Annotated in this window: 18 protein-coding genes; 7 read left to right on the top strand and 11 right to left on the bottom strand. The window is 70.5% G+C overall.

Annotation, left to right across the window (positions count from 1 at the left end):
* Positions 1–26: 26 nt before the first annotated feature.
* Positions 27–401 carry a DUF2794 domain-containing protein gene (locus A3862_RS25985; RefSeq protein WP_043355313.1) on the bottom strand — a complete coding sequence of 125 codons (375 nt, stop codon included), beginning with the start codon at positions 399–401 and terminating at the stop codon, positions 27–29.
* Positions 402–754: 353 nt separating this feature from the next.
* On the opposite strand from A3862_RS25985, the gene bluB reads away from it, so the two are divergent.
* Positions 755–1393: a 5,6-dimethylbenzimidazole synthase gene (gene bluB / locus A3862_RS25980; protein ID WP_043756125.1), complete on the top strand. Its 639-nt coding sequence runs from the start codon at positions 755–757 to the stop codon at positions 1391–1393.
* Between the two features lie 174 nt (positions 1394–1567).
* The gene (locus tag A3862_RS25975) at positions 1568–2077 is read left to right on the top strand and encodes a L,D-transpeptidase (protein ID WP_043355310.1); all 510 of its coding nucleotides are present in this window, start codon (positions 1568–1570) and stop codon (positions 2075–2077) included.
* Positions 2078–2089: 12 nt separating this feature from the next.
* On the opposite strand, the gene A3862_RS25970 is transcribed toward A3862_RS25975, so the two are convergent.
* Positions 2090–2398 carry a cupin domain-containing protein gene (locus A3862_RS25970; RefSeq protein ID WP_043387678.1) on the bottom strand — a complete coding sequence of 103 codons (309 nt, stop codon included), beginning with the start codon at positions 2396–2398 and terminating at the stop codon, positions 2090–2092.
* Between the two features lie 216 nt (positions 2399–2614).
* Between A3862_RS25970 and A3862_RS25965 the strand changes: the two genes are divergently transcribed.
* Positions 2615–3628 (top strand): 2-keto-3-deoxygluconate permease, encoded by a 1014-nt coding sequence (locus A3862_RS25965; protein ID WP_236961530.1) that lies wholly within the window; start codon positions 2615–2617, stop codon positions 3626–3628.
* A 33-nt stretch (positions 3629–3661) separates the two neighbouring features.
* Here the strand turns inward: A3862_RS25965 and A3862_RS25960 are convergent, their stop codons facing one another.
* Positions 3662–3913 (bottom strand): DUF1674 domain-containing protein, encoded by a 252-nt coding sequence (locus A3862_RS25960; protein ID WP_043345843.1) that lies wholly within the window; start codon positions 3911–3913, stop codon positions 3662–3664.
* A 152-nt stretch (positions 3914–4065) separates the two neighbouring features.
* Between A3862_RS25960 and A3862_RS25955 the strand changes: the two genes are divergently transcribed.
* A complete protein-coding gene (locus A3862_RS25955; protein WP_053610806.1) occupies positions 4066–5349 on the top strand; it encodes an RsmB/NOP family class I SAM-dependent RNA methyltransferase in 1284 nt (427 codons plus the stop codon).
* Positions 5350–5765: 416 nt separating this feature from the next.
* On the opposite strand, the gene A3862_RS31685 is transcribed toward A3862_RS25955, so the two are convergent.
* Positions 5766–5984 carry a hypothetical protein gene (locus A3862_RS31685; RefSeq protein ID WP_043756676.1) on the bottom strand — a complete coding sequence of 73 codons (219 nt, stop codon included), beginning with the start codon at positions 5982–5984 and terminating at the stop codon, positions 5766–5768.
* A gap of 260 nt (positions 5985–6244) precedes the next feature.
* On the opposite strand from A3862_RS31685, the gene A3862_RS25945 reads away from it, so the two are divergent.
* The 3 genes from A3862_RS25945 to mscL all read left to right on the top strand — a co-directional run bounded on the left by A3862_RS25945 (position 6245) and on the right by mscL (position 8292).
* The gene (locus tag A3862_RS25945) at positions 6245–6955 is read left to right on the top strand and encodes a phosphatidylserine decarboxylase (protein WP_012318030.1); all 711 of its coding nucleotides are present in this window, start codon (positions 6245–6247) and stop codon (positions 6953–6955) included.
* A gap of 4 nt (positions 6956–6959) precedes the next feature.
* On the top strand, positions 6960–7811 hold the full coding sequence (locus A3862_RS25940) for a CDP-alcohol phosphatidyltransferase family protein (RefSeq protein ID WP_111474105.1): 852 nt from the start codon (positions 6960–6962) through the stop codon (positions 7809–7811).
* 61 nt (positions 7812–7872) lie between these two features.
* Positions 7873–8292 carry a large conductance mechanosensitive channel protein MscL gene (gene mscL / locus A3862_RS25935; RefSeq protein ID WP_111474104.1) on the top strand — a complete coding sequence of 140 codons (420 nt, stop codon included), beginning with the start codon at positions 7873–7875 and terminating at the stop codon, positions 8290–8292.
* A gap of 26 nt (positions 8293–8318) precedes the next feature.
* Here mscL and A3862_RS25930 read toward each other — a convergent pair whose 3' ends face one another.
* The 7 genes from A3862_RS25930 to A3862_RS25900 all read right to left on the bottom strand — a co-directional run bounded on the left by A3862_RS25930 (position 8319) and on the right by A3862_RS25900 (position 13680).
* Positions 8319–8594, bottom strand: a complete 276-nt coding sequence (locus tag A3862_RS25930) for a hypothetical protein (RefSeq protein ID WP_043352614.1) — start codon at positions 8592–8594, stop codon at positions 8319–8321.
* A 133-nt stretch (positions 8595–8727) separates the two neighbouring features.
* A complete protein-coding gene (locus tag A3862_RS25925; RefSeq protein WP_043352617.1) occupies positions 8728–9141 on the bottom strand; it encodes a DUF1236 domain-containing protein in 414 nt (137 codons plus the stop codon).
* A gap of 125 nt (positions 9142–9266) precedes the next feature.
* The gene (locus A3862_RS25920) at positions 9267–10007 is read right to left on the bottom strand and encodes a NepR family anti-sigma factor (RefSeq protein WP_043352613.1); all 741 of its coding nucleotides are present in this window, start codon (positions 10005–10007) and stop codon (positions 9267–9269) included.
* Positions 10008–10170: 163 nt separating this feature from the next.
* On the bottom strand, positions 10171–10956 hold the full coding sequence (locus A3862_RS25915; protein WP_043352612.1) for a class II glutamine amidotransferase: 786 nt from the start codon (positions 10954–10956) through the stop codon (positions 10171–10173).
* A gap of 78 nt (positions 10957–11034) precedes the next feature.
* Entirely contained in the window at positions 11035–11346 is a 312-nt protein-coding gene (locus tag A3862_RS25910; protein WP_111474103.1) for an oxidase, read from the bottom strand.
* Between the two features lies 1 nt (position 11347).
* Positions 11348–12007 (bottom strand): cytochrome c oxidase subunit 3, encoded by a 660-nt coding sequence (locus tag A3862_RS25905; RefSeq protein ID WP_043383401.1) that lies wholly within the window; start codon positions 12005–12007, stop codon positions 11348–11350.
* A complete protein-coding gene (locus A3862_RS25900; protein WP_051976092.1) occupies positions 12004–13680 on the bottom strand; it encodes a cytochrome c oxidase subunit I in 1677 nt (558 codons plus the stop codon). The genes A3862_RS25905 and A3862_RS25900 overlap by 4 nt, the downstream gene beginning before the upstream one ends.
* Positions 13681–13703 lie beyond the last annotated feature (23 nt).

Here is a 13703-nt window from a genome sequence, read left to right as displayed (position 1 = left end):
GATGCTGTGCGGGGGCAGACCGCCGGTCAGACCGCCTTGGGCGCCGGCTCCAGCACGGCGATGACCCGGGCGAGTTCCGAGCCGCGCTTCAGGATCTGGCCGCTCGCGGCGATGACCGCGTAGGCCCCCTGGCGGCGGGCAAGCTTGGGATCCTTCTCGATCCGGTAGAGCGGCATCTCGGAGGCGCGGCGGTAGATCGAGAACACCGCCCTGTCGCGGCGGAAGTCGAGGGCGTAGTCGCGCCATTCGCCCGCGGCCACCTGCCGGCCATAGAGGTTGAAGATCGTGCGCAGCTCATCCCGGTTGAAGGCGACCTGTGGAGGAGCCGCGCGGGCGGGGAAGGGAATGACATGCCCCGCCGCCTCGTCGGGCCTCGGCCCGGCGCTCGTCCTTTCGGTCATCACCACTCCCGTGCATCGTTCCTTTGCCGGATGATGGGCTTCGCCGCAGCGGCCCGCAAGGGTGACGGCCGCCCCGCGCCGTGACCTGCGAGACACGCCCAAGCGACAAAAAACATGGTTTGGCCAGATTCGCGCCTTTTGCAGGCCGCGTTGCCGCGCGACAACAGACGTCGAACCTCGCCGGGTCCTGCCCGGCCGGCGCCCGACACCCAGCTCCCCAGCCATCGGCCGCCGTTCGGGATCCCAGGATCCGGCACTCCGAGGTTTCGAGACCCAAGACTTCAGGCCGCCCCTCCGGGCGGCCTTTTTTCTGTTTCCCGTTGGGCCCGGGAAGCGGGTATGCCACCGGCATCATGGGCCCGCCCGCCTTCGACGACGCCTTCCTGCACGACCTCGACGCGCTGTTCGCGTGGCGCCGCGACGTGCGCCGGTTCCGGACGGATCCGGTGGACGAGGCGTGCCTGCGCACCTGCCTGACGGCGGCCCACCGGGCGCCGTCGGTCGGCAACAGCCGGCCCTGGCGGTTCGTGCGCGTCTCGGATCCGGTGCGGCGCCGCGCGGTGTCCGACAACTTCTCCGGCTGCAACGCCGCCGCGGCCGCAGGCTACGATGCGGACCGCGCCGCCCGGTATCGCGGCCTCAAGCTCGCCGGCCTGCGGGAGGCGCCGGTCCATCTGGCCGTCTTCTGCGACGCGGCGACCGAGACCGGCCTCGGGCTCGGACGGGCCAGCATGCCGGAGACCCTGGCCTATTCGGTGGTGGGGGCGGTGCAGTGCTTCTGGCTCGCCGCCCGGGCGCGCGGCCTCGGCGTCGGCTGGGTCTCGATCCTGGAGCCGCAGACCGTCTCGGCGATCCTGGCGGTGCCGGAGACGTGGCGGCTCGTGGCCTATCTCTGCGTCGGACACCCGGTGGAGGAGCATCTCGACCCGGAGCTGGAGCGCCACGGCTGGCAGCCCGAGGACAAGCGGGGCAGCACGCTCTACGAGCGCTGAGGGGCGGCCGAGCGGCCCCGCCGCGCCCCCGCGCCGTCGATCGTGGTTGCTCTTTTACCGTGCCTCACGGATGCGGCACGCTGACCCCACATCAACCATAGCTATTCTTGGAACGGTAAGCTCGGCCGCGGATTACTTGCCCGCGTCAACTCTTGCTTGTCGAGGATCGTAGTGATGTCGGGTCGGGTGGCGGCTGTATTCGGTTTGGCCGGCGCGATGCTGGCCGGTTGTCTTCAAACGGCGCAGGCGCGCGAGGTCGTGCCGTTCCAGAACGGTGTCGCGCCGGGCTCGGTGGTGATCAGCGTGTCGCAGCGCAAGCTCTATCTCGTGAACGGCGACGGCACGGCGATCCGCTACCCCGTGGCGGTGGGCCGGCCCGGCAAGCAGTGGTTCGGCACGAAGCCGATCGACGGCAAGTACGTCGCCCCCGCCTGGTCGCCCCCCGCGGAGGTGAAGCGCGACAACCCGCGCCTGCCGAACCTCATCGCGGGCGGCTCGCCGCACAATCCGATGGGTGCGGCGGCCATGACCCTCGCGGGCGGCGAATACGCGATCCACGGCACCAACCGGCCGAGTTCGGTGGGCACCTACGCGTCCTATGGCTGCATCCGGATGTACAATCAGGACGTGGTCGACCTCTACGCGCGGGTCGATGTCGGCACGCAGGTCTACATGACCCACTGAGGCCCGCGGGCCTCAGCCGGCCGGCGGCGCGGTCGCCTCGACGGCCGTGAACGTCTCCAGGATCCGGTAGGTGTGCGCGGCGCCCGCCGGCACGCAGTAGGAATCGCCCGGAGCGAGGGCGAGGGTCTCGCCCTCCAGGACGAGCTCCGCCCGGCCGCTGACCACGTAGCCGACGGTCTCGTAGGCCGATTTGGTCATCGGCTTGTCGGCGTTCGGCTCCTCCGCCCGCCACATCCGCATCCCGAGCCGCTCGCCGCGGGCCAGGGTGATCGCGCCGTGCGGTCCCGCGACCGCGCTGCGCGCCGATACCGTTGTCGCCATGCTCGCCTCCTCCGGGTGAATCCGCTCAACGGGCCCGGAGGCTCTACGTTCCGCGCCGGACGTTCCGTGCCCGACGGCGTGCCGCTTGACGGCCCGCACCGGGCCCCGACAGGATGACGCACCGGTTCGACAGACGCCCGACAGAGGCGCGGACCGGGGCGGCGCCCGCGAACCCGCCCGGGTCCGATGCGCCGGCGAGCGATCCGGATCGGGAGGATGCGCGCCATGCAGATCAAGGCGGCGATCGACAGGATTCCCGGCGGCCTGATGCTGGTGCCGCTGCTGCTCGGAGCCCTGTGCAGGACCTTCGCGCCGGGGTCCCCGGCCTATTTCAAGGGCTTCACGCAGGGGATCATGACCGGCGTGATCCCGATCCTGGCGGTCTGGTTCTTCTGCATGGGCGCCTCGGTCAGCCTGAGGGCGACCGGGACGGTGCTGCGCAAGTCCGGCACGCTGGTGGCGACCAAGCTGGTCGCCGCCTGGGCGATCGTGCTGGTGGCCGGGCTGTTCATCCCGCCCGAGGGGATCCAGACCGGCTTCTTCGCCGGCCTGTCGATCCTGGCGATCGTCTGCGCGATGGATATGACCAATGGCGGCCTCTACGCCTCGCTGATGCAGACCTACGGCAGCCGCGAGGAGGCCGGCGCCTTCATCCTCACGTCGATCGAATCCGGCCCGCTGATGAGCATGATCATCCTCGGGGCTTCCGGGGCGGCGCATTTCGAGCCGCAGATCTTCGCGGGCGCGGTATTGCCCTTCCTCGTCGGCTTCGCGCTCGGCAACCTCGACCCGAAGCTCCGGGCCCTGTTCGCCCCGGGCGGCCAGCTGATGATCCCGTTCTTCGCCTTCGCGCTGGGGAACACCGTGGACCTCAGCAACCTGCTCTCGCCGCTCGCGGGGCTCGGCATCGTGCTGGCGCTGGCGGTGATCGTCCTGACCGGCATCCCGCTGATCCTGGCCGACCGGGCGATCGGGGGCGGGACCGGCACGGCGGGGCTGGCGGCCTCCTCGACGGCCGGGGCCGCCGCCGCCAACCCGCTGGCGATCGCCGCCGTCGCCCCGCACTTCGCCCCGGCCGCGCAGACCGCCACCGTGCTGGTGACGATCTGCATCATCGTCACCTCGATCCTCGTGCCGATCCTGACCGGGCTCTGGTACCGGCGGTTCGGGGCGGGTGCGGCGGAGGCCCGGACCGAGGCCGGCCCGCCGCTGGCGGTCCCGGCCGAATAGGGCCGGACCGGTGCGCCGGCCCCTGCGCCGTCCTCAGAAGTCGACCGCGAGGCCCTTCACCTCCCAGTCGTCGTAGCGCACCGGCTCCAGGCCGCCGCGCCCCTGGCGCTCGGGGCGGGCGCTAATCTCGGCGGCCCGGGCGTCGATCGCCGCGCGGCGCTCGGCGGCCTCGGCCAGGGCGCGCTGCGCCGCCGGGCTGAGCGCGCGGGGCGGGGCCGTGCCGTCGCCGGCCTCCGGTCCGTCCGGATCCTGCCTGTGCGGGTCTTGTGCGGTCGGCTCTTGCATCGCGCTCGCTCGAGTGTGAGGGCGTAGGCCCAGAAGACGTTGGATCTGGAGCAGAAGTGGCATCGCGGGACACAGGCCGCAACACGCGGAAGGAAGCTTCGACGGGCGAGACCGGGCCGGATACGGCAGGCCTGGGCGCGCGCCGCGCGGCGATGCAGGCGGTCGCGGCCCTGATCGGCCAGGAGCGCCCCCCCGCCCTCGACGACGCCCTCGCCCAGGCGATCCGCGCCGAGGCGCTGGCGCCGGCCGATGCCGGGCTGGCGCGGGCCATCGCGGTGGCGACCTTCCGCCGCTACGGGCTGATCCGCGCCGCCCTGGCCGCGCGGCTGGAGCGCGGGCTGCCCGCGGCCAAGCCGCAGCTCACGGCCCTTTTGGCCACCGCGACCGCCCAGCTCCTCGACCTCGCGGTCCCCGACCATGCCGCCGTCGACCTCGCGGTGCGGCTCGCCAAGGGGGATACCCGCACGGCCCATCTCGCCGGGCTGGTCAACGCGGTGCTGCGCCGGATCGCCCGGGAGCGCGACGCGATCCTGGCCGCGGACGCCGACGCCCTGGCGGTCAACACGCCGGACTGGCTCGCCCGCCGCTGGGTCGCGGCCTACGGGCCCGAGCGCGCGGCGGCGATCGCCCGCGCCCATCTCGCCGGGGCCGCCATCGACCTGACCCCGCTGCGCGACACCGCCGACTGGGCGGAGCGTCTCGGCGCCGTCACCCTGCCGACCGGCTCCCTGCGCCTGCCGGAGAACGGCCCGGCGATCCCCGACCTCCCCGGCTTCCAGGAAGGGGCGTGGTGGGTCCAGGACGCCGCCGCGGCGCTCCCGGCCCGCCTCCTGGCGCCGCAGCCCGGAACCCGCGTCCTCGACCTCTGCGCGGCGCCCGGCGGCAAGACCCTGCAGCTCGCCGCCACCGGCGCTCAGGTCACCGCCGTCGACCGGTCCGCGCCGAGGCTGGAACGCCTGCGCGAGAACGTCGCGCGGCTCGGCTTCGCGGTCGAGATCGTGGTGGCCGACGCCCTCACCCTGGAGCCGCGGGACCACGACGCGGTCCTGCTCGACGCGCCGTGCTCGGCCACCGGGACGATCCGGCGCCACCCCGACGTGGCCTGGACCAAGGTGGAGGCCGATATCGGGCGACTCGCCGCGCTCCAGGCCAGGCTCCTCGACCACGCGGCCGGGCTGGTGCGGCCGGGCGGGCTTCTCGTCTACTGCACCTGCTCGCTGGAGCCGGAGGAGGGCGAGGCGCAGATCGCGGCCTTCCTGGCCCGCGACTCCCGGTTCACGCGGGTGCCGGTCCGGCCCGAGGAGGTCGGTGGCGCCGCGGCTCTGATCGACGGCAACGGCGACCTGCGCACCCTGCCGTGCCACCTGGCGGAGGTGCCGAACGCCCGCGGCGGCCTCGACGGCTTCTTCGCGAGCCGGCTCCGACGGGCGGATTGATCGGGCACGCAGGCCGGATCTCCGGAGGTGGACCGGCGGTCCGGTCCAGCCGCCCGTCCTTCCGGAGCGCCGCGGGCGGACAGAGGGAAATGGCGCACGGCAGCGTGTGTCGCGCCGCCCGCGCCTTGACAATGTTCCTATTTTGTGCTTCCTGACCGCACCTGTCCGCGGCGGCCCGGGAGCGATCCCGGGGCGTCCTTCGGGGGCCCGCCCGGTGGCTGACCGGGCGGGTCCGGGGCGGGGCGGCGCCCGCGTCGGTGGCTTTCAGCCGCCATCGCCCCGGGCGGCGGACCGGTGCGGGGCGTGTCTCGGAAGCGGGCGTGAGACCGGGCGGCAGTTTGCCCGGCGGGGTCGAGGAAATGCCCCCGCGCCGACCCGCCTCTGGGCCGACCCTGAGCGACCTGCGGACCCGCCCACTACGAGGCGGGGGGCGGCTGGAAGGCCACGGCGCTGATGCGGGTTCCGGAGGTGCGGGCACGGCGTGCCTGGGCCTCGCCCGAGACCGCGAACAGGGAGTCGCAGGACCGGGGCGCTGGAGACGCCGCGACGAGAAAGACGGCACCGGCCGGGGCAGGCGCCCGGTCGATGCCGCGGGGCGCCGCGGGGATCGGATCCCGCGCGACTTTGGCCGACACCTGGGTTCCCGCGGCGTCCCGCGTCCCTCGTGTTCGCTCCCGGGCCATGCCCCCGGCGCCACCGGCGCGCGGGGACGATGACGCGTGGCGGGAGGTCCGCGCGCCCGAATCGGTGCCCGACGAAGCGGAACCCGGCAGGGGCGGGCGCGACGTCCCGCGGCGATCCGCGACCCCTGGAAAGTTGACGGCGGCCCGGCGGACTGCCATCCGCCCGTCCGACACGTCCGCCTGCCGGCGGTTCCCTCGAGTCCGAAGAACCCATGACCGACCTGATCGAGACGATCCGCCGGACGCTCGTGCCGATCCACAAGGAGGGCTATCCCTTCATCCTGATCGGCATCGTGCTGACGGTCCTGGCGGGCTATTTCTCCCAGTTCTTCGGCTGGATCTTCCTGATCCTCACCCTCTGGGTCTGCTACTTCTTCCGCGATCCCGAGCGGGTCACCCCGGTGGCGGACGGACTCGTGATCTCGCCCGCCGACGGGCGCGTGAACCTCATCGCCACCGTGCTGCCGCCGCCCGAGCTCGACCTGCCGCAGGTGCCCACGCTACGGGTCTCGGTGTTCATGAATGTGTTCGACTGCCACGTGAACCGGGTGCCGGTGGCCGGCCGGATCGGCCAGATCCACTACACGCCGGGCCTGTTCCTCAACGCCGAGCTCGACAAGGCCAGCGACGACAACGAGCGCAACGGCATGGTCATCGAGACGACCCATGCCGGCCAGCCGAAGCGCGTCGGCGTGGTGCAGATCGCCGGCCTCGTGGCCCGGCGCATCGTCGGGTTCGTCTCGGCGGGCGACGTGCTCGGCGTCGGCGAGCGCTTCGGCCTGATCCGCTTCGGATCGCGGGTGGACGTCTACCTGCCGGCCGGGTCGACCGTGCTGGTCGGGCTCGGCCAGAAGGCGGTGGCCGGCGAGACGGTGCTGGCCGATCTCGGCGGGGGCCCGGAGCGCCTGTTCAAGCGGATCTGAGGCCATGGACGATCTCTTCCCGCCCTTCGCGCCCGATCCGAACGAGCCGCGGCCGCGCCGGTTCAAGCCGGTGCCGTTCCGGATGATCGCGCCCAACATGATCACCCTGATGGCGCTCTGCCTCGGGCTCACGGCGATCCGGCTCGCCTTCGAGGGCAAATTCGAGCCCGCCGTCATCGCCGTGGTGGTGGCGGGCGTGCTCGACGGCATCGACGGGCGGGTGGCGCGGCTGCTCAAGGGCACGTCGCGCTTCGGCGCGGAGCTCGATTCCCTCGCCGACTTCGTGAATTTCGGCTGCGCCCCGGCGCTCATCCTCTACGGCTTCGTGCTGTTCCACCTGAAATCGATGGGCTGGATCGTCGCGCTGATCTTCGCCATCGCCATGGCGCTGCGGCTCGCCCGCTTCAACGCGATGCTCGACGATCCGAACCGGCCGGAATGGAAGAAGGACTTCTTCGTCGGCATGCCGGCGCCCGCGGGGGCGCTCACCGCGATGCTGCCGCTCTACCTGCACTTCCTGGGCTTCGGCATCGAGACCTGGGCGGCGCCCGCGGTCCTGATCTACGTGCTGTGCATCGCGCTGCTGGTCGTCTCCACGGTCCCGACCTATTCGGGCAAGACCATGGGCAAGCGGGTGCCGCGCAGCCTCGTCCTGCCGATCTTCCTGTTCGGGGTCGCGGCCTTCGGCATCCTGATCAGCTACCCGTTCGAGGCGCTCGTCGCGGTGAGCGGGGGCTATCTGCTGACCATCCCGGTGGTGGCCGCCCAGTATCGCCGCCGGGTCAAGGCGGAACTCGCCACCTTGGGCGAGGACCGGCCCGCCCTAGCCACGGCCGGCCGACCGGCATCGGAATAGGCGCTGGCCTTCGCGGAGCCGTCCTCTATCTTGGCGGTATCAAGCGGGCGGGGGCTGGCGGATGCTCGGGGATTTCAAGACGTTCGCGCTGCGCGGGAACGTGGTCGATCTCGCGGTCGGCGTGATCATCGGCGCGGCCTTCGGGGCCATCGTGACGTCGGCGGTCCAAGACATCTTCATGCCGGTGATCGGCGCGATCACCGGCGGGCTCGACTTCTCGAACTACTACATCCCGCTCTCGTCGAAGGTGCAGGCAGGCCTGCCCTATGCGGATGCCAAGAAGCATGGCGCGGTCATCGGTTACGGCCAGTTCCTGACCCTGACCCTGAACTTCCTGATCGTCGCCTTCGTGCTGTTCCTAGTGATCCGGGCGATGAACCGCCTGCAGACCGCCGAGGCCAAGAAGCCCGACGCGATGCCGGCCGACGTGAAGCTTCTCTCCGAGATCCGCGACCTGCTGGCCGAGAAGCCGCGCGTCTGACACCGGTGCAGGCGCCCGGTGCCGCCTCAGCCCTTGGGCTTGTCGGTCTCGTCCGGCTTGACGCCGAGGGCATCGAGGATCTGGTCGAGGGCATGACCGACGGCTTCGGTCCCCTCCTCGTGGGTCTTCAGCCGGGTCTCGAGCCGGCGGATCTGCGGCTCGAAGGCATCCGGCACGGGATCATCGCCGAGGAAGCGGGGCTTGTCGGACCCCACCGGCAGGACGCCGCGCAGCTGCTGCCCGAGGTGGTCGCGCACGGGCTCCGGCAGAGTGGTTTTCGGATCGGTGGGTGCGTCGCTCATGATCGCCTCACGGCTCGGGCCATCTCTCAACGGCCGGACGGATGAAGCGTTGCGCCGACGGCCGCGGCTATGAAGATGCCCCCGGAGCCGGGCTCCGGGGGCACTTGGGCCAGCGCAAGACCGGCCCGGGGTCTTAGTCGATGACCTCGACAATGCGGTGGCCGCGATCGACCAGCACCGGACGATCGTTCACCACGGTGTAGCGGTAGCCCGGCTGCACGCGGTACTCGTTGGGCACGTCGTAATAGGTCACGCCCGAAGCCGGCAGGGTGGTGCCGACGGCGACGCGGCCGTCATAGTCGTAGGAGCGGACATTGCGCTCGCGGACATAGCTGCGGAAGCGCGGGGCCATGTCGACGCCGAGGATGCCGCCCACCGTGCCGGTGGCCGCACCGACCGCGCCGCCGACGATGCCGCCGATCGGGCCGGCCGCATCGGCACCCGCCGCCGCGCCGCGCTCGGCGCCGGGGATCGTGCCCTGGGCCTGGGCGGCCAGCGGAAGCGACAGGACGAGGGCCGAGGCGGCGATAAGGGTCTTGAAGGTCATGCGGGACATCTCCGTTCCGTGGTGTTTCGCCACGCAGGCGCAGCGAAGCTCGGGCCGGTAACGCCCGACCCCCGGAATCGGATGCATCTTTTTTTGTGGAACGCCGGATGCAGCCGGCTGAGCCCTCACGCGTCCTTGGGCATCGCCGACTGGATGAAGCGGTCGGAGCCGAGATCCTCCTCGTCGTAGCCCAGCAGCTCCGCGAGCCTGCCACGGGCGCGGCTGACGCGGCTCTTCACCGTGCCGACCTTGCAGCCCATGATGGCGGCAGCCTCCTCGTAGGAGACGCCCTCGGCGCCGACCAGGACCAGGGCCTCGCGCTGATCCGGCGGCAGCTTGGCCAGCGCCGATTGCAGATCCTCGACGTCCAGCCGGTCACCCTGGTGCGGGGCGGTGGCGAGCCGGGCCGCGTAGGACCCGTCCTGATCCTCGACCTCGCGCACCCGCTTGCGGTGATCCGAGTAGAAGATGTTGCGCAGGATCGTGAACAGCCACGCGTTGAGGTTCGTCCCCGGCTGGAACCGGGCGCGGTGCTGCCAGCCCTTGAGCAGGGTGTCCTGCACGAGATCGTCCGAACGGGCGGGGTTCGACGTCAGCGACAGCGCGAAGGCGCGCAGGGACGGGACGGCCGCGAGCAGACCGTTGCGGAATTCCGGCTCGATCGCCTCACCGCGGGCGCGCAAAGCCGCCTCGAGCTTCTCGATCAGCTCGGCGAAGCGGGACGGCAGCGTCTCCTCGCCGATCCGCTCGTAGACGGTGCGCAGATGCTCCCCGAGATGCGTGCGGATCCCGGGAGCCAGGTTCGGGCGGCCATCCCGAGTCCCGTCCTCCTGGGACAGGACGGTGTCGGTGTCGTCGCGGGTCATGTGTATCGCGCTCGTCAACTCGTCGTGGCTCGACCTGTGGTCCCCGGCGGGTCGAGGCGGAGCGCTTGTCGGCCCGATCCGGTTGGAAAGCCCGGCCGATGCGCTCCTGTTACCGGAGTTCTAGCGCATCGGGCGCGGGCATGCACCCTCAGGCAAAACACACTTAAGCTAAGTTGGCCGGTCTCAACAGCCGGATCGCCCCGTCGCGCAGGGTCAGGACGTCGCCGCGGGCGAGATCGGTCCAGCACTCGTCCCGGGTCAGCGCCTGGGTGGCGATCACCGTCACCACGTCGTGCTCGGTGGTCTCCTCGGCGAAATCCACCTGCCAGTCCTCGTCGATCAGGGTGGCCTTGCCGAAGGGGGCCCGCCGGGTGAGGTAGCAGAGGCGCTTGCCGCAATGGGCGTAGAGGGTGCGGCTGTCGGTGAGCAGCATGTTGAACACGCCGAGGGCGTGGAGTTCGCCCGCGAGGTCGGCCACGGCCCGGTCGAGGGTCTCGGGCCGGGGGAGGGCGCGGAACCGGGCTTGGAGCCGGCCGAGCATCCAGCAGAAGGCGTGCTCGCTGTCCGTCGAGCCGATCGGCATGAAGCCGCCCAGCGGCAGCCGCTTCACGCCCTTGAGCTGTCCGTTATGCGCGAAGGTCCAGCGGCGGCCCCACAATTCCCGCGAGAACGGGTGGGTGTTCTCCAGGCTGACCCGGCCGCGGTTGGCCTTGCGGACATGGGCGACGACGATGCGGCTCTTGATCGGCATGTCGCGCAGCAGCCGGGCGAGCTGCGAGCGGGCGCTCGGCTCCGGCTCGTGGAAGCTGCGGCAGGTGCGCCCGTCGTAGAAGCTGATCCCCCAGCCGTCCGCATGCGGCCCGGTCTCGCCGCCGCGTCGGGCGAGGCCCGCGAAGGAGAAGCGGATGTCGGTCGGCACGTTGGCGCTCATGCCGAGCAGTTCGCACATCGTCTGTCAGCCGGGCTATGCGGGGGAGCGGCGACGTTTAGGAGTGTTCGGCCGCCCGGACAACGGATTTCGCGTCGCTCAGCGCGCCAGATAGTCGGTCAGCGTCATGCCGACCAGGATGGCGACCCAGAAGAAGCCGAGCCCCGAGAACAGCCGGATCAGCGGCGGCTCATGGATCACCTCCATGGAGACGAGGAGGATCAGCGCCACCATCACGGCGACCACGGCGAGTTCGACGATCCAGACCTGCGCGAAGGGGAGGGTGGCGCCGAGGGTGACGTTGACGGCCAGAAGCGCCAGCAGCGCCAGGAAGGTGAGCACCGGCGTGCGCAGGCGCCGCCGGATCAGGGCGCGGTCGTCGGCGCTCAGGGTCGCGAGGGGGTTCCGCATCCTACCGGTTCACCACGTAGAGGATCGGGAAGGCCAGGATCCAGACGAGGTCGATGAAGTGCCAGTACAGGCCGTAGACCTCGATCCAGTTCTGGTGCCGGGCGAGGAACCCGGCCTTGGCGGCCATCCAGGTCATGCCGAGCAGGAGCGCGATGCCGGTGAACAGATGCAGCGCGTGGAGCAGGGTTGCGACGTAGTAGAGGTTCACGAACAGCCGCGCCGCCGGCGTCTCGGCCAGCGCGAAGGGCCGATCGCTGAGGAACGGCATCATGTGCTCGGCCCAGTCGGCGTAGTACTCGTAGCCCTTGAGGACGAGGAACAGGCCCCCGAGCGCCGCGGTCGCCAGCATCGCCCGCACCATGGCGCGCTGCCAGCCCATCCGGGAGAATTCGATCGCCATCGACATCGTGAGCGATGAACAGATCAGCACCACGGTGTTGGTGGCGCCGATCCAGAACTTGAGGTGCTTGGCCGCCGCGATCGTCGCTTCGGGATGCTGGATCCGGGTGATCAGCGCCACCAGGAACAGCGCCGAGAACAGCAGCAACTCGGTGATCAGCCAGGCCCAGATGCCGAGCGTCGCCGCCTCGCGCTGCTGGGCCACGCTCTCGAAATGCTCCGCGCGCGCGACCCCGACGCCGTCGGCCAGACCTTTGCTCATCCGTGCTGGTCCCGGGATTCCTGGGCCTGGATCGGGTAGTCGTAGGGGATGCGCGGCACCTCGGGCGGGGACAGGAAATTGTGCGTCGGGGGCGGGGAGGCCGTCTCCCATTCGAGCCCCTTGGCGTTCCACGGATTGGCGGGCGCCTTCCGGCCGAACCAGAGGGAATAGACGAGGTAGAGCATCGGGAAGATGTAGCCCGCCGCCAGGATCGTGGCGCCCGCCGAGGACAGCACGTTGAGCAGCTGGAACTCCGCCGGGTAGGTCGCGTAGCGCCGCGGCATCCCGAGGTAACCCAGGATGAATTGCGGGAAGAAGGTCACGTTGAAGCCGAGGAAGATCAGCAGCGCCGAGACCCGGCCCCAGGGCTCGCTGTACATCCGGCCGGTGAATTTCGGCCACCAGAAATGCAGGCCGCCGAGGAACGCCAGCACCGTGCCGCCGACCATGATGTAGTGGAAATGCGCGACCACGAAGTAGGTCGCGTGGATGTGCTGGTTGATCGAGAGCGTCGCGAGATAGAGGCCGGTGAGGCCTCCGAGCACGAACAGGCCGATATAGCCCATCGCGTAGAGCATCGGGGTATCGAGCCGGAGCGAGCCCTTATGGATCGTGGCGGTCCAGTTGTAGACCTTCACCGCCGAGGGCACCGCCACCGCGAAGGACAGGCCCGAGAACACCAGCGAGGCCAAATCGCTCTGGCCGTTGACGAACATGTGGTGACCCCAGACGAAGAAGGTCACGGAGGCCAGTCCGATCGACGCGTAGGCGACGAAGCGGTAGCCGAACAGCTTCTTCTGCGCGAAGGCCGGGACGATCTCGGAGATCACCCCCATGCCGGGCAGGACCATGATGTACACGGCCGGGTGGGAGTAGAACCAGAACAGGTGCTGGAACAGCACCGGGTCGCCGCCATAGGCCGGGTCGAACACGCCGATATGGAAGGCGCGTTCCGCGATCAGCAGGATCAGCGCCGTGGTGATGACCGGCGTCGCGAGCAGGAAGATCAGGCTCGTGGCGTAGTGCGCCCAGACGAAGATCGGCAGTTTGAACCACGTCATGCCGGGCGCCCGCATGGTGTGGATCGTGACCACGAAGTTGAGCCCCGTCAGGATCGACGAGAAGCCCACGATGGTGACGCCGATCAGCGCCGGCAGCACCCAGGTGTTGGAGAAGGCCGTCGAGAGCGGGGCGTAGAAGGTCCAGCCGGTATCGACCCCGCCCAGCACCACAGAGACCAGGGTGAACAGGGCCCCGGTCATGAACACGTACCAGCTCGTCAGGTTGAGCTTGGGGAAAGCGAGGTCCTTGGCCCCGATCATCAGCGGGATCAGGAAATTGCCGAAGGTCGCGGGGATCGACGGGATCAGGAAGAACCAGACCATCACCACACCGTGGATGGTGAAGGCCTTGTTGTAGGTGTCGTTGGTCATGATCGCGCCGTTCGGCACAACCAGAGCAAGGCGGACCACGCCCGCCGCCAGGGCGCCGATCACGAAGAAGCCGGTGATCGAGGCGAGGTAGAGGATCGCGATGCGCTTGTGGTCGGTGGTGAGGAACCACGAGCGCAGGGTCGATTCCGCGTGCAGGTAGTCGGATTTGCGCCCGATCGTGGATTCCGGGGTGTGGGGTTCCCGGTGGGCGGTGCCGCCGATGCTGCCCGATGCGCTCATCGTGTCGCCCTCGATAGGCAGCG

The sequence above is a fragment of the Methylobacterium sp. XJLW genome (assembly GCF_003254375.1).
Taxonomy (GTDB): domain Bacteria; phylum Pseudomonadota; class Alphaproteobacteria; order Rhizobiales; family Beijerinckiaceae; genus Methylobacterium; species Methylobacterium fujisawaense.
Note: the sequence above shows the minus strand (reverse complement) of the source record. Positions and strands in the feature narration are given on the sequence as shown.

Coding starts and splice junctions, on each gene's coding strand:
- A3862_RS25985 (WP_043355313.1), bottom strand. CDS start 401: ATGACCGAAAGGACGAGCGCCGGGCCGAGGCCCGACGAGGCGGCGGGG.
- A3862_RS25965 (WP_236961530.1), top strand. CDS start 2,615: ATGCGCGCCATGCAGATCAAGGCGGCGATCGACAGGATTCCCGGCGGC.
- A3862_RS25915 (WP_043352612.1), bottom strand. CDS start 10,956: ATGTGCGAACTGCTCGGCATGAGCGCCAACGTGCCGACCGACATCCGC.
- A3862_RS25940 (WP_111474105.1), top strand. CDS start 6,960: ATGGACGATCTCTTCCCGCCCTTCGCGCCCGATCCGAACGAGCCGCGG.
- A3862_RS25910 (WP_111474103.1), bottom strand. CDS start 11,346: ATGCGGAACCCCCTCGCGACCCTGAGCGCCGACGACCGCGCCCTGATC.
- mscL (WP_111474104.1), top strand. CDS start 7,873: ATGCTCGGGGATTTCAAGACGTTCGCGCTGCGCGGGAACGTGGTCGAT.
- A3862_RS25975 (WP_043355310.1), top strand. CDS start 1,568: ATGTCGGGTCGGGTGGCGGCTGTATTCGGTTTGGCCGGCGCGATGCTG.
- A3862_RS25955 (WP_053610806.1), top strand. CDS start 4,066: ATGCAGGCGGTCGCGGCCCTGATCGGCCAGGAGCGCCCCCCCGCCCTC.
- A3862_RS25900 (WP_051976092.1), bottom strand. CDS start 13,680: ATGAGCGCATCGGGCAGCATCGGCGGCACCGCCCACCGGGAACCCCAC.
- A3862_RS25930 (WP_043352614.1), bottom strand. CDS start 8,594: ATGAGCGACGCACCCACCGATCCGAAAACCACTCTGCCGGAGCCCGTG.
- A3862_RS25945 (WP_012318030.1), top strand. CDS start 6,245: ATGACCGACCTGATCGAGACGATCCGCCGGACGCTCGTGCCGATCCAC.
- bluB (WP_043756125.1), top strand. CDS start 755: ATGGGCCCGCCCGCCTTCGACGACGCCTTCCTGCACGACCTCGACGCG.
- A3862_RS25920 (WP_043352613.1), bottom strand. CDS start 10,007: ATGACCCGCGACGACACCGACACCGTCCTGTCCCAGGAGGACGGGACT.
- A3862_RS25960 (WP_043345843.1), bottom strand. CDS start 3,913: ATGCAAGAGCCGACCGCACAAGACCCGCACAGGCAGGATCCGGACGGA.
- A3862_RS25925 (WP_043352617.1), bottom strand. CDS start 9,141: ATGACCTTCAAGACCCTTATCGCCGCCTCGGCCCTCGTCCTGTCGCTT.
- A3862_RS25905 (WP_043383401.1), bottom strand. CDS start 12,007: ATGAGCAAAGGTCTGGCCGACGGCGTCGGGGTCGCGCGCGCGGAGCAT.
- A3862_RS25970 (WP_043387678.1), bottom strand. CDS start 2,398: ATGGCGACAACGGTATCGGCGCGCAGCGCGGTCGCGGGACCGCACGGC.